Consider the following 13938-nt stretch of genomic DNA (forward strand, 5'->3'; position numbering starts at 1 on the left):
GACGAACATTTGCAAGATATGCTATCTCAAATAACAGAGAATTAGTCTTATACACAGGCGATTTACTTGTCCATAAGGCAAATCAGAATATCTAAAAATAAATCATACGATGGCAAAGAAAAGAGCTACCCTCCCAAGTGATATTTATAAAATATTGGAAGACAAAGATTTTGAAACATTTCAAAAAATATTTGAAAAGTGTGATATTAACGCTTATGAAAGGGATTATATCAAAAGACCAGCACTTTGTTTTTATGACATTCCGGTAGAATGGATGCAATGGTTGATAGAAAATGGAGCAAATATTGAAGCAACAGATTCTTATGGAAGAACAGCTTTATGGTATCATTCTTCTGTAAATAATGTTGAAATAGTGAGTACTTTACTAGCTTTAGGAGCAAACATTCACACTTCTGACACCTATAAAAATGGAGTTTTGCACGCTGCATCGGGTAGATTTGAAGTAACAAAGTTGTTAGTAGAGCGAGAAGCAGACATTTTCGCTAAAAATGATAGAGGTTTCACGCCTTTACAAGAAATGCTAAGCCGATGTCAGAATGCAGATATTCCAAAAGTAGCGAAAAGTGCAGCATTATTGCTCAAATCGGGTGAAAAAATTACCAAATTTACCAAAGAACAAGTCGTTCGCATTGGTAAAAATTTTGAGTTTCATCGTGAACGATTCAATCCTGAGTTTTTGGAAGAAACAGAAAACGGATTAGAGGAACTTTATAAGTTATTTGATGTTCAGCCTGTAGCAAAACGCATTCAGCACGATGGGACTTCGCCAATAATTGTTCCCGATAATGATTTTGAAAAGCAGTTTGAATATCTTTGGGATTTTCTGGTACCGAGTTCGGGTAGTTCAAAAACGATTCAAGGTGAAGTTATTCGTATTTCAGGAAAAATTCGTGATGAAATATTGCGAAATGGAGCTGGCAATTGGGATAAACATTTCAAAAAAATGCTTTCATCAATGATAGATTATTTCCAAAAAGGAAATCCTCTGCAAGAAACCTCAATGGAAAAAGCTAAAGAACTAAAAACACTTCTTTATGAAGGTGATGATGACGGAGAAAACTCATTTGAATTAGCAAAATTGGCTGTTTTGTGGGTAACGCAGAATCCAAAACCTATCATTTTAGAAAAAGTAGAGTATAAAAGATAAGGCGGAAGTGAAGTAGAAATTTGACATTTGTATCAGCAAAGAAGAAACATTTTAAGAATAAAAAAGAATGGAAAAGCTAATATATTATTATAATAAGGATATCAATTGCGTGGAGGTACTTCCGGAGTATTTATCCAAAGGCATCAAAATGGCGAAAAATTATCATTGCGGACTTCGAATTACTGCGGATTTTGCAGGTTTTTTTGGTCAGTTTGAAGCAACTGGTGAAAAGGTTATTTTAGATTTGTCTCCCCTGAAAAATTATCCTGATTTACCGGAACTTATCATTGAAGATAATTTTAAAATTGATGAGGTTGTAGGAGTAGAGGTGCTATACACGTTACAAAAATTAACCATTCTGAATGTAAAAAAAGTAAGTAAAAAGCTACAAATCGATGTTTCGCAGATTCCTAACTTGGTCGATTTGCGTTTTGATTTCTATCCCTGTATTTTGGGGCTTGGCAAGGCTATAAATCTTAATCGTTTACATATTTGGTCGTACAATAAGGAAGATTTAACAGAATTAAAGGATTTAACTCTTCTAACGGATTTATTATTGGTGCGTCCTTCGATTCAAAGGCTGTCAGGGATTGAAAATATGACTCGTTTAGAGAAGTTTGAGATTACATACGCCCGAAAGTTGGAGGATATTTCAGCATTGAAAGAATTACAAAAGAAACATATAATCAATCATTTGGCTTTACCTCAAAAGTTTTGGTAAAACAAAAATAGAAAAACTATGGAGGATTTATTTTTACTTGAAGACAATGACGATTTTACCATTGCGTTATACGAAATTCTCGCAGAAAAATGCAATCATAATCCTAATTTACTAAATTCTGTACAGAAAAAAATATTTTTGTGCATATTGTTAGAAAATTTTGGTCAGGCAGATGGTATTTTGGGCTTTTTACAAGAGGAATATTCTGAATATAACGACGAAGTCATTGAAGCATTGCGAGAGATAGGAGCTTTAAAATCAGCGGAGATTGTAACTAAGGCAGTTAAACTACTTCCTGCCGATGGTTCTTGGTTTTTTGAGACTTCTGATGAGTATTCGGAAAAGTTGATGGCTGAACTTGACAGCGAATTTTCATACTATCCCGATGGTTTTATGGGCGATTTGTATCGTAAGTATGCGGAAAAACATAGGGAAGAATTATGTTGTATGGAAAAGTAAACACATAAGCGGCATTTAATCGAAAAACAACAAATTCATATTATGGGAATACAAATAATCTGGCAAAAAATACGTGAGGAACTTGAAAAAATGAATCCGAAAGTAGGAAAAAGTTTCAATCCACCTGCCGAAGAAGAGAAAATACATCAGTTAGAAGCAATTATAGAACAAAAATTGCCTGAGGATTTTAAAAATTATCTTCGTACGTTTAACGGACAAAATCATCAATGGTATGAAACGCTTTTTGTTGGCTATAATGCATTACTTTCCGTTGATGAAATTATTTCGGATTATGAAATGGCATTTGAAGATGAGGAAGTTATCGATTGGTTAACTCCAAATAAAATTCAGCCCAGCATTTGGAACAAGGGGTGGATACCTTTTGCTAATTTCAACGGCACACAACGGATTTTCATTGACTTAAATCCTGCTTGCAATGGTGTTTATGGGCAAATTATACAACTTTGGTCGGGTATTGATATGGAAAGTGATGAAGTGGTGATTGCAAATTCGTTTTATGAGTTCTCCGAAAAAGTATTACAGTCCCTACAAGAGAAAAGTTACAACCTTGAAGATGATGTAATTAATGTAGAATGGTTCGTGTAAAAGTGTTTCATATCTCTTCAATAGACAAATGAACTAAAGAATAGAAAAAACAGCTGGTAATTATGAGTTTTGGCGGACATATATTAGATATGATAAAAAGAACAAACGCAAACAATGCTTTGCGTGAAAAATATCGTTCCAAAAAAGATAAAAAGACTAAAAGTTTATACAAATTAGAAAATGATTCTCCTTTGATTGATAAATCGAAATCGATTTCTAAAGAAGAATTAGAAAAAATAAAGTCAGATATAAGACATAAACTAATAAAAGAACGGCAAAAGGAAGCTATTTTAATTGGTTGTCTCTCCATATTATCATTTTTATTATTGTATTGCTTCTTATATCTTTTTTTTAAAAACTAATTTATTTAATACAACGTCCATACAAAAACAAAAAATAATTAAAAATAAAACAAACAAAAATCGCTAATTCAAAATAGCAGAAAAACACGTATCTTTGAAGGCTTAAATGATAATTTTTTTCCTCTCTTAAAGAAGAAATCATCTTAATTACAGCATTATAACACAATAAAAACAAAAAATATTAGTATATGACATTACAAAAACTAATAGAACAAATTCGGAAAAAGAAATCGCTTTTATGTGTAGGACTCGATACAGATTTGACAAAAGTTCCTGCCCATTTGTTACAAACCGAAGACCCTATTTTTGAGTTCAACAAAGCCATTATTGACGCAACGCATCCTTATACGGTGGCTTACAAACCCAATACGGCATTTTATGAGGCTTATGGCGTGAAAGGTTGGCAATCGCTGGCAAAAACCATTGCGTATATCAATGAAAATCATCCTGATATATTCACCATCGCCGATGCGAAACGCGGTGATATCGGTAATACGTCGGCAATGTACGCTCAGGCTTTCTTCAATGATTTACAGTTTGACAGCGTTACGGTTGCTCCGTATATGGGAAGGGATTCGGTAGAGCCTTTTTTAGCTTTTGAAGATAAAATTACTATACTTTTAGCACTGACTTCTAATGAAGGAGCTTTTGATTTTCAAACGAAAATGGTAAACGATGAAGAGCTTTACAAAAAAGTATTACGAACTTCCTTAACTTGGAAAAATAGCCAAAACCTAATGTATGTAGTAGGAGCAACCAAAGCCGAGTACCTGAAAGAAATCCGTAAAATTGTCCCGAACCACTTTTTGTTAGTTCCGGGTGTGGGAGCTCAAGGCGGTAGTTTGGATGAAGTTTGCGAGTACGGACTCAATACAGACAATGGCTTACTGATAAATTCCTCCCGAGGCATTATTTATGCTTCCAATGGTAAAGATTTTGCCGAAAAAGCTCGCGAGGAAGCTCAAAAGCTACAACAACAAATGGAAAAATGGGTGCGATAAAAAATAAAAAAGCAACGGATTTAAAAGAAATAATCCGTTGCTTTTTAATATTAAATTAATTTGATGCTTAATATTTTGTATCCAGCTTGATATATTCTAAAAATTCTTTACGAACTTCCGGATTTTTGAATTTTCCTCCGAATTCGGCAGTTACAGTGCTGCTTTCAATATCCTTAATTCCTCGTGAATTAACGCACAAATGTTTAGCATCAATCACACAAGCTACATCTTCCGTTCCTAAAGCTCGTTGCATCTCTTGAACAATCTGTAAAGTCAAACGTTCTTGCACTTGCGGGCGTTTTGCGTAATATTCAACAATGCGATTCATTTTCGAGAGTCCGATAACCTTTCCGTTAGAAATATATCCCACGTGAGCTCTTCCCACAATAGGCAAAAGATGATGCTCGCAAGTGGAGTAAACCACGATATTTTTTTCAACCAGCATCTCTCCGTATTGGTAGTTGTTATCAAAGGTAGAAGCCGACGGACGACGGTCAGGGTGCAATCCTCCAAAAATTTCTTTAACGAACATTTTGGCAACTCGTTTTGGAGTTCCTCTTAAGCTGTCGTCGGTTAGGTCTAAGCCCAAAGTGTGCATAATTTGCCTTATGTTTTCTTCAATTATACTGATTTTTTCAGCGTCTGTTTTGTCGAAAGCATCGGCACGCAAGGGAGTTTTTGCAGAAGTACATACGTGGTTATCGCCCAAAATATCTTCTTCTGAAATATGTTTATCTGTCATTTCTTTAATATTAATTCTTAAAAAATTCGTTTTAAAAAGTTTGCAAAGATACTCTTTTAATTTGGAAAAAACCTTATTTTTATCTTTCCTTTTTTATTCTTTCTTAGATAATGTACTGATTTTATTTACGATAAGAGCCACAGCTCCGTCTCCGGTTACATTACAAGCAGTCCCGAAACTATCCATTGCAATATAAAGAGCAATCATAAGAGCCTGTTGCTGAGCGTCAAATCCCAACATTGTTTGCAAAATCCCGAGAGCAGCCATTATCGCTCCCCCAGGAACACCAGGTGCGGCAACCATCATTATTCCGAGCATCAAAATCAGCCCTGAAAAGGATTCAAAATCAATAGTTTGTCCGCTCATCAGCATTAAAGCCATCGCACAAGCTGTGATTTTCATTGTACTTCCCGAAAGATGAATCGTAGCACAAAGAGGAACTACAAAACCGGCAATACGCTCAGGAACACCCATCTTGATAACTTGCCTCAAAGTAACGGGAATTGTCGCGGCTGAGGATTGCGTTCCGAGAGCGGTCGCATAAGCGAGCATCATCTTAAGAAGCGACCTCATCGGGCTTTTTCCTGAGATTAATCCGGCTAAAATAAATTGCAAAATGAGCAAAGCAATGTGCATTACGAAAATAATTCCGATAATTTTGAAGAAAACACTTATCACTGAAACAACCTTTCCGCCGTAAGCAATCTCCGAGAAAATACTCATAATGTAAAAAGGCAAAAGCGGAATAATAACTTTTCCAATGACAAGAGTGATAATATCTTTAAAATCTTTTAATACCTCTCCCAAAGTTGAATTACTTTTCAGTGATAAACCAACTCCTATCATAAAAGCAAGCACTAAGGCACTCATAACATCAAGTATCGGAGGGATATTGATGGTAAAAAAAGCTTCTAACGAACGTTCAGCCGCTTGAGTTGAGGTAACCGATGTTTGTTCGCCAATCGCCGCAGGAAACAAGGCACTCCCAACGAAATAAGTGGAAAAACCAGAAAAAATAGTGAATGAATATGCAATTACAACAGTTACAAACAGTAGTTTTCCTGCATTTTTGCCAAGCTCGGCAATGGCTGGCATTACAAGTCCCATAATAATTAATGGAATTGAAAAACCGAGAAAACTTCCAAACAACTTGTTGAAAGTAACAAAAGTGCGGTTCAGCCAAAGAGGAGCATAAAGTCCTACAACAATCCCGACTACAATAGCCAAGAAAACCCTGAAAAGTAAATTGTTAAAAAGCTTCATAACACAATATTTTTTAGATTTTTATATATTTTTTCTGATGAATTACCATCGGATTATGGCACTTGCCCACGTAAATCCACTACCGAAGGCAGCTAAAATTACCAAATCTCCGTCTTTGATTTTTCCTAACTGATGAGCTTCTGTCAGTGCAATAGGAATGGAAGCTGCTGTTGTATTTCCGTATTTCATAATATTGTTATAAACTTGGTCATTCGTTAACCCGAATTTTTGTTGAATGAATTGTGAAATACGCAAATTTGCCTGATGTGGAATTAACATATCAATATCTTTTTGAGTTAGTCCGTTGGCATTGAGTCCTTCTTGAATAACTTCAGAGAAGCGAACAACAGCATTTTTGAAAACGTGTTGCCCATTCATATAAGGGAAATAGCTTACGTCATCAGGATTATTTTCAGTTACAATGTCTGTAACCCAGCGTTTTCCGATTCCGGGAGCGATAAGAGCCAATTCTTCTGCGTGAAGTCCTTCGCTATGCAAATGAGTGGATAAAATTCCTTTTTCAGGATTTGTTTCCCGTGATACGATGGCAGCACCCGCTCCGTCTCCAAAGATAACAGAAACGTTACGCCCTCGTGTGGAAAAATCCAGCCCTGGAGAGTGTGTTTCGGAGCCGATAATTAAAATATTTTTATACATTCCTGTTTTGATGTATTGGTCAGCTATGGAAAGTGCATAAACAAACCCCGAACATTGATTCCGGATATCCAAGGCTCCCACAGTTTTTAATCCTAATTCCTTTTGAACCAACACTCCGCAACCGGGAAAGTAGTAATCAGGACTTAAGGTGGCGAAGATGATAAAATCAATATCATTTTTGTCAATTCCTGCATTTTCAATGGCTTTCAAACTTGCCTTGACTCCCATACTGGTTGTAGTGTCTTTTCCTTTGATGATATGTCTGCGTTCTTGAATTCCTGTACGTTCTTGAATCCAAGCATCACTTGTGTCCATTAATTTTGATAAATCATCATTAGTTACAATATTGTCAGGGACATAAAACCCCAATCCTTTGATTTTTGAACGGTATGTCATAATTATTAAATTTTTTTAATCATAAATTTACCCAAAACTTATGAGTTTTATACTTTTAGATAGTGATACGATTGAGTGTATTTCGCAATCTGGTTGTAAAATTATAAACATTGATTAAAAAAACAAAATAGTATTCAACTTTTGTTGAAATTTTTGAAGGAGATTGGAAAGATTTATTATAAATCAAAAAAGCTGTCCGAAAAGGACAGCTTTTTTGTGCGGTGATTATTTTTTTGGATATCCCTCTGTTTGCTCAAGTTTGGGATCTCCATTAAGTGTAGCCGAATTTATTGGCATTAGAAGCCTATATTTTTCGCTTTGGTTGAGAATTGGTGTCGTACTACCATAGTTTATATTTTGGGAGAACACCAATGGCTCTCCGGAAGCATCTTGCATACGGCGAACATCAAACCAACGTTTGTTTTCACACACAAATTCCTTGTCTCTTTCTAAAAGAATTGCCAGCTCATTTTCAGCAAACGAGCCATTTGTGTATCCGTGAGTTGATGCAACATAATTGCTTCCGTAAGCTCTTTTACGGATTTCGTTAATCTCTTCGGAAGGGTCTTGATTCTTTTTATTTTTAATTTCTGCAAGCATTAATAATACATCAGCATAACGATAAATAGGGATATCATCAGCATAACGACGTACATTGGAAGAGTTAATCATTCCGATGAATTTAGGCATAACTACTGCTGGATTCCCCTTGCTTGAATCGGAGTAAAAATCAAAAAAAGTAACATTTCTTCGAGTATCTTCCATATCAAATTTCTCAAAGAAAGCATATTTATACTCAATTCTTAGAACTCCTCCCGCACTGACTATTTTTAAAGGGTCGTTTTCGTATTGTGTTCCATCTGCTTTATATTTCCCGTTAAATAAGCCATCGGTACTGTATAAAAATAAAGAGGAACTATTGGTAGCTTCTGTTTCTAAGAATGGGATTGTAAAGATAATCTCTGCGTTTTCCTTATTACCATACCTAAAAACATTATTAAAGTCAGGTAATAAACTGTATTTTCCACTACTTTTAACTGTGTTTAGAGCTTCTTCTGCTTTCTCCAAATCTCCCGATACATCGGTAGGAGTTTGATTACCGGTAGTTACTTTGGCAGACCAAAGATATATTTCTGCTTTAAGCATTAATGTTGCATAACGTGTCCATTGAGATTTGGTGTCCACAGTTGAATTCCCGAAGTAATCTTCTGATTTTTTGATATCTTCTTTGATAAAATCCAATGTTTCTTTCGCAGTGGCTCTGGCTGTATATAACTGCTCTGCCGTAACCGATCCTTTGGCTACTTCTGGTTTCGTTTTTATGGGAACACCACCATAAGTTCTGTACAACCAAAAGTAATACCAAGCCCTAAGTCCATAAGCCTGCCCCAAATAAAAATTCTTTTGGTTTTCTGAAAGATAATTTGCCTGATTTAATTGGTCTATAGCTAAATTTATGTTTAAAATTCTACCATAAAATCCTGCCCAATTATGAAAAGCTCCATCAAAATTATCCTTAGTAAAATTTTGAAGAATCGTATTTTCGTAATTCAGACTTGTACCCAAGCTACTGGTTCCTGATTTTAATAATCCTCCCCTGAGTTCTCCAAGCATAAAGTATGTGAAAGCATTCCCTCGAAAATTTGAATGTAAACCAATCATAAATCCTTTTGCTTGTGCTTCTGTTTTCCAAAAATTATTACTTCCGTAGTAATCTTCTGGTGATAAATCCAAATCAGAACAGGCTGTTCCAATAAACAACAAGAACACTCCTATGTAATATCTAATATTTTTCATCATTTCAATTTTAAAAAGTTAAATTAATTCCCAGAATAATTGTTTTAGGCAAGGAATATCCTAATCCATAGGTGAAACCACCTGTTTCGGGGGTATATGTTTTTGCATTTGTCCAATAGCCTAAATTTTGACCTGTAAGGGAAATATCTAAATCACTTAAATACAATTTCTGAGCCATTTCTTTGTCAAATCTGTAAGATAATGATACCTCACGGAAAGCCAAATAACTTGCATTATAGGTAAACATTGAAGAAACTCTGTTATAGTTTGATTTTCCGTTTTGGTCTGCCCACAGATAACGCGGATATCTGGCATTAGGATTTTCGGGTGTCCACGTATCTCTAACGTCAGTTGTTGTGTTGAATGTTCCTTGCATATTTCCCAAAAGCCAAGGAAGAGAACCGTTCCCTGCGGCTAAATACTGCTTATGTCCCAGAGCATAGTCCATACGAACATATAATGAAACCCCCTTGTATTTAAGAGTAGAAGTTAATCCCCCTGTCCATTTCGGAGTTGAATTTCCTACTTTCTCCTTATCAAACTGATCTATTTTTCCATCACCGTTAATGTCTTTCCAAATAACATCACCAGGCTGGATAGGCAGACCTTTGGCTTTTTCGGCATCTGTGAGTTTTGCCCACTCTTCAGGTCCGTAAAGTTTTCTATTGGTCGTTTCATCTATTCGGTTGTTGGCTATTTCACGTACGTGAGCCTCATCTCTGAAAATGCCTTCGGCTATGAAAACGTAAATATCACCTGGTGTTTGCCCTTCTTGATAACCACCTACCCACATTTTTTTACCTGTGGTACCGTCATATACTTCAAAGGCATTTTGACGGTTACGGTCTAACCCGTTATCCATCAATTTCACAACGGTATTAACGTTGTAAGTGGCATTAGCTGTAACTGTCCAATCCCAATTATCATTTTTGATAAAATTAAACGTTCCTTCAATTTCCACTCCAGTATTTCGGAATTTTCCGGTGTTGGAATTAATCCCCGAAATTCCTGATGAGATTGGAAGTGGAAGCGTTGCGTACTTATCCAAAGTCAAGCGGTTATAGTAAGTAGTGTTCAAAGTGTATCGGTTATTTAGAAAACCGAGATCTAAACCACCTTCAAAGGTACGTGATTTTTCCCACTGTAACCCTGGATTTGGAAGATTTCCTATAAGGTAGCCGACTTCCGTTTTATATTTGGTGGTTGAATAACTCCCTTGTAAAGTGTAAGCCCCTATTCCCGAAGCATTTCCGTTAAGACCGAAACTTCCTCTTATCTTACCGAATGAGAGAATGTCCGTTATATTTTGTAGAAAATTTTCCTTGGTAAAGACCCATCCTGCTGAGACACCAGGAAATACCCCCCAACGATTATCTCCCAGTAAACTTGAATATCCATCTTTACGTATTGTAAATGAGGCTAAATATTTAGCATCGTAGTCATAATTTAAACGACCTGCATAAGACTTGATACGAATGCGTGAATGGTGAGAATCAATTCCCCGTTTGCCTTCGGCCGTTGAGGTTAATCCCAAATCTCTAAAATCATCGGTAGGTGCCTCGCGTCCTGATGCACTAAATCCTCTATTGTAGTTGTCGTAAAATTCATACAATGCCATTGCGTCAAGAGTGTGTTTGCCCAAAGTAGTTTTGTAATTCAAAATACTATTATATGTCTGACGCAAAGTCCTGCTAAAACTTGCTGAAGTTGATCGGTCTTGGTTTACAACATTAGGTGCAGCTAAATAATCTTTATTGAAAGATTCATAAATTCCTTCATCAAACATTATGTGTCCGTTTAATGTCAAAGACAAACCCTTATACAAATCAACTTTGAATGTTTGTCCAAAATTAAATTTGTTGGTTACATTATCACGAAAAAATTTCCCTGCATTTACCAGAGGGTTTCCATCACCTCCTCCTCTACCAAGTACCACCTCTCCATTCACATATTGTTTTTGTGTAGGAGGTGTTGTTAAAGCTCGTCCGTAATAATGCAAATCACTTGTTTGATTTATGTTATCTTGCCAAGTAGCACGGGCAATTGAAAAGTTACTTGATGAGAGCAACCAAGGCTTTAACCTATATTCGCCATTAAAAACAAAATTTAAACGTTTATACTCATTCCCAATGGGAAATCCTTCTTGAAAATAATATCCTAAACCTGCATAATATTTTCCTTTTTCGTTACCTCCCGACATTGATAACGAATAATCTTGTGTTAGAGAAAAAGGTCGGAAAGATGTTTTTTTGGTATCGTAATCAGAGAAGATTATTTCTTTACCCGTTACGGGGTCGATCATTGTTTCCCAGCCCTCAGCAAGAAGTTGTTGTCTCTGGGCTGCTGTAAGCGTTTCAGAAAACATTGGGCTAAACGCCGCGTTTGCAGCATCACGCCCCACATTTGGGTTTATCACATTACCGTTGGCGTCAAAGTGCTTATTACCTATTCCGTAACCTCCCGGGGTATTAAGAGATGCCGTAGTAGTATAACCTTTCCAAGCTCCACTAGAATCTTGATAGATATTTGCAGCCGCGTTAACAGAATTCCGTTGCCAGTATAAATACTCTCGGGCATCCAAGTAATCGTATAAAAAGCTTTGGAATCCATACCCTGTTTTAGCATTGATATTAAGTGAAGACACTCCCGCTTTTCCTCGTTTGGTTGTTACCAATATGACACCATTATTGGCACGGGCCCCATAAATGGCAGTAGCTCCTGCGTCTTTCAAGACCTCCATTGATTCGATGTCGTTGGGGTTTATGTCATTGAGTCCCCCTCGCACTTGCCCATCAATGACTATCAAGGGTGATCCTGATCCGTCTAAGTTGGTTCCCCCACGTAGAACAATGGAAGGGGTAGCACCAGGTTTCCCTGATGACTGTGTTACTCGAACCCCCGAAACTGCTCCTGAAAGGGCTTGAGCAGGATTTGAAAACGAGCCTTTCTCCAAAAGGTCTTTTTTAACCGTGGCAATGGAATTGGTCAGTTTTGCTTTTTCTCGAGTTCCGCCATACCCCGTAACCACTACTTCCGAGAGTGTACTCGCTTCTTCTTTTAATAAAACATTGATTATAAGCAATTTACCCCCCCCCAATATGGATGCATTTTTTGCTATGATTCTGGCTTGAGTTTGAAATCCAACGTAAGAGAATTCTAGTACATCTCCCTCCTCTGCTTGAATTTCATAATTCCCATCAAGGTCAGAAACGACTCCTTTTGAGGTCCCCTTGACCACAATACTCGCTCCGGGTAATGGACTTTTACTTTCATCAGTAACTTGTCCTGTTACTTTTACTTGTGCCGAAAGCGATAAAGCTGAAAGCATCAGCACAAACATCATTACTACCTGTTTAAACATATTTTTATTATTTTAAAATTATTTTTTATCCAGATTTATTGTAAAATACTTTCTCAAAAGATATATTTTTTTGTTTTTCCTTGTGATTTAGGAAACTCTTTTGCAGAAAAATCATTCCAAATAAGCACTCTTAATTAGTTAAATTTCCTAAGGTTGGATGTTGAGATGGAATACAATAAACAAATTTCGTTTGACGTTGCTAAAGTAAGAAAATATTTCTTTTTTACAAAAAAAATTAACATTTAAGTATTTCGAAAAATTTCGATTTAAACATTTATTGTGTTTCGTTTTTTATTTTTTTGCTTCTATAATACACTTAAAAAAGTTTATGATAATAATCATTCGGAAAACTTTTTTGTTAATCAAAAAAATAATAGGATATTTGCAAACAAGTAGTACAGAGATTACATTTTGCAATTTTGAAAAGATGAGAAAAATAGTACAAAGCATATTTTATGTTGTAGGAATTGCTTTCATAGCAGGATTCCTTATCAATGCTGTTGCGGTAACAAATGAGGAAAATAATATTTTTGAGTCAGATACTCTTGAAGAAGTAAAATCTGATAAGTATAACGTTTATGCTATTGATTTACCTTCGGAGATGGATTTTGCGGGAGAGAGGGTCCCACTAGAAATCTCTGATGTTTATGAGCGTTTGGACAGGGAGTTTTTAGTCAACACCTATTGGCAATCCAACGGTTTGCTGTTAATTAAGCGTTCCAATAAATATTTTCCTGTTATTGAGCCTATTTTGAAACGTAATGGCATTCCTGATGACTTCAAGTATTTGGCATTGATTGAAAGCGGATTGCTTGATGTGGTTTCTCCTTCGGGGGCAAGTGGTTTTTGGCAATTTATGAAGCCTGCAGCCATAGAATACGGTTTGGAGGTAAGTAGCACTGTTGATGAGCGTTATCATTTGGAAAAAGCCACGCAAGCTGCTTGTGATTATCTGAAAAAAGCCAAGGAAAGTACAGGTAGTTGGACAATGGCAGCCGCAGCCTATAATGCAGGAATGGCAGGAATGACTCGCCAAATTGCGGCACAGCAAACTTCTGACTACTATGACTTGTGGCTAAATTCAGAAACTTCGCGTTACGTCTTCCGAATTTTGGCGGTGAAAGAAATTATGAAAAATCCGAAACGTTACGGATTCAATTTTGAGAAGCGTCATCTTTACAATGAAGTACCAACTTACAACGTAAAAGTGGATACGAGCATAACTAATTTGGTAGATTTTGCCAAGAAGCATAACATTACTTACAAAGAATTGAAAATTCATAACTCGTGGCTTCGTGACCGAAAATTGGAAAATAAAAACAGAAAAACATATTATATTAAAATCCCTAAAAAATAAAAGATTTTTAAAAATACAAAGTCCGTTTTTGAAATAAAAACGGACTTT

At 36.1% G+C, this 13938-nt stretch carries 12 protein-coding genes; 7 read left to right on the forward strand and 5 right to left on the reverse strand.

The genetic code is table 11. The features are described 5' to 3' along the window. Window positions 1-109 precede the first annotated feature (109 nt). The 6 genes from CGC58_RS09275 to pyrF all read left to right on the forward strand — a co-directional run bounded on the left by CGC58_RS09275 (window position 110) and on the right by pyrF (window position 4317). Window positions 110-1168, forward strand: a complete 1059-nt coding sequence (locus tag CGC58_RS09275) for an ankyrin repeat domain-containing protein (protein ID WP_095896455.1) — start codon at window positions 110-112, stop codon at window positions 1166-1168. A 67-nt stretch (window positions 1169-1235) separates the two neighbouring features. Further along, window positions 1236-1889: a hypothetical protein gene (locus CGC58_RS09280; RefSeq protein ID WP_095896456.1), complete on the forward strand. Its 654-nt coding sequence runs from the start codon at window positions 1236-1238 to the stop codon at window positions 1887-1889. An 18-nt stretch (window positions 1890-1907) separates the two neighbouring features. Continuing rightward, window positions 1908-2348: a DMP19 family protein gene (locus tag CGC58_RS09285; RefSeq protein WP_095896457.1), complete on the forward strand. Its 441-nt coding sequence runs from the start codon at window positions 1908-1910 to the stop codon at window positions 2346-2348. 42 nt (window positions 2349-2390) lie between these two features. Further along, the gene (locus CGC58_RS09290) at window positions 2391-2954 is read left to right on the forward strand and encodes an SMI1/KNR4 family protein (protein WP_095896458.1); all 564 of its coding nucleotides are present in this window, start codon (window positions 2391-2393) and stop codon (window positions 2952-2954) included. 62 nt (window positions 2955-3016) lie between these two features. Next, the gene (locus CGC58_RS09295; protein ID WP_157909245.1) at window positions 3017-3316 is read left to right on the forward strand and encodes a hypothetical protein; all 300 of its coding nucleotides are present in this window, start codon (window positions 3017-3019) and stop codon (window positions 3314-3316) included. Window positions 3317-3504: 188 nt separating this feature from the next. Further along, complete coding sequence (gene pyrF, locus CGC58_RS09300) at window positions 3505-4317, forward strand: orotidine-5'-phosphate decarboxylase (RefSeq protein WP_095896460.1); 813 nt, start codon at window positions 3505-3507, stop codon at window positions 4315-4317. Window positions 4318-4384: 67 nt separating this feature from the next. Here pyrF and folE read toward each other — a convergent pair whose 3' ends face one another. From folE to CGC58_RS09325, 5 genes are all read right to left on the reverse strand, one after another. Beyond that, the gene (gene folE / locus CGC58_RS09305) at window positions 4385-5059 is read right to left on the reverse strand and encodes a GTP cyclohydrolase I FolE (RefSeq protein ID WP_095896461.1); all 675 of its coding nucleotides are present in this window, start codon (window positions 5057-5059) and stop codon (window positions 4385-4387) included. Window positions 5060-5152: 93 nt separating this feature from the next. Then, complete coding sequence (locus tag CGC58_RS09310; RefSeq protein ID WP_095896462.1) at window positions 5153-6322, reverse strand: dicarboxylate/amino acid:cation symporter; 1170 nt, start codon at window positions 6320-6322, stop codon at window positions 5153-5155. 42 nt (window positions 6323-6364) lie between these two features. Further along, window positions 6365-7375: a 3-oxoacyl-ACP synthase III family protein gene (locus tag CGC58_RS09315; protein ID WP_095896463.1), complete on the reverse strand. Its 1011-nt coding sequence runs from the start codon at window positions 7373-7375 to the stop codon at window positions 6365-6367. A 225-nt stretch (window positions 7376-7600) separates the two neighbouring features. After that, the gene (locus tag CGC58_RS09320) at window positions 7601-9175 is read right to left on the reverse strand and encodes a RagB/SusD family nutrient uptake outer membrane protein (RefSeq protein WP_232748823.1); all 1575 of its coding nucleotides are present in this window, start codon (window positions 9173-9175) and stop codon (window positions 7601-7603) included. 7 nt (window positions 9176-9182) lie between these two features. Beyond that, window positions 9183-12533: a SusC/RagA family TonB-linked outer membrane protein gene (locus tag CGC58_RS09325; protein WP_095896465.1), complete on the reverse strand. Its 3351-nt coding sequence runs from the start codon at window positions 12531-12533 to the stop codon at window positions 9183-9185. Window positions 12534-12960: 427 nt separating this feature from the next. Here CGC58_RS09325 and CGC58_RS09330 point away from each other — a divergent pair, with 427 nt between their 5' ends. Continuing rightward, complete coding sequence (locus CGC58_RS09330; RefSeq protein ID WP_095897189.1) at window positions 12961-13890, forward strand: transglycosylase SLT domain-containing protein; 930 nt, start codon at window positions 12961-12963, stop codon at window positions 13888-13890. Window positions 13891-13938: the final 48 nt, after the last annotated feature.

It is taken from the genome of Capnocytophaga stomatis, from assembly GCF_002302635.1.
Taxonomy (GTDB): Bacteria; Bacteroidota; Bacteroidia; order Flavobacteriales; family Flavobacteriaceae; genus Capnocytophaga; species Capnocytophaga stomatis.

Excerpts from the sequence above, each read along its gene's own strand:
- CGC58_RS09320 (WP_232748823.1), bottom strand. The coding sequence starts at position 9,175 with ATGATGAAAAATATTAGATATTACATAGGAGTGTTCTTGTTGTTTATT.
- CGC58_RS09330 (WP_095897189.1), top strand. The coding sequence starts at position 12,961 with ATGAGAAAAATAGTACAAAGCATATTTTATGTTGTAGGAATTGCTTTC.
- CGC58_RS09315 (WP_095896463.1), bottom strand. The coding sequence starts at position 7,375 with ATGACATACCGTTCAAAAATCAAAGGATTGGGGTTTTATGTCCCTGAC.
- CGC58_RS09285 (WP_095896457.1), top strand. The coding sequence starts at position 1,908 with ATGGAGGATTTATTTTTACTTGAAGACAATGACGATTTTACCATTGCG.
- folE (WP_095896461.1), bottom strand. The coding sequence starts at position 5,059 with ATGACAGATAAACATATTTCAGAAGAAGATATTTTGGGCGATAACCAC.
- CGC58_RS09325 (WP_095896465.1), bottom strand. The coding sequence starts at position 12,533 with ATGTTTAAACAGGTAGTAATGATGTTTGTGCTGATGCTTTCAGCTTTA.
- CGC58_RS09310 (WP_095896462.1), bottom strand. The coding sequence starts at position 6,322 with ATGAAGCTTTTTAACAATTTACTTTTCAGGGTTTTCTTGGCTATTGTA.
- CGC58_RS09275 (WP_095896455.1), top strand. The coding sequence starts at position 110 with ATGGCAAAGAAAAGAGCTACCCTCCCAAGTGATATTTATAAAATATTG.
- CGC58_RS09290 (WP_095896458.1), top strand. The coding sequence starts at position 2,391 with ATGGGAATACAAATAATCTGGCAAAAAATACGTGAGGAACTTGAAAAA.
- pyrF (WP_095896460.1), top strand. The coding sequence starts at position 3,505 with ATGACATTACAAAAACTAATAGAACAAATTCGGAAAAAGAAATCGCTT.
- CGC58_RS09280 (WP_095896456.1), top strand. The coding sequence starts at position 1,236 with ATGGAAAAGCTAATATATTATTATAATAAGGATATCAATTGCGTGGAG.
- CGC58_RS09295 (WP_157909245.1), top strand. The coding sequence starts at position 3,017 with ATGAGTTTTGGCGGACATATATTAGATATGATAAAAAGAACAAACGCA.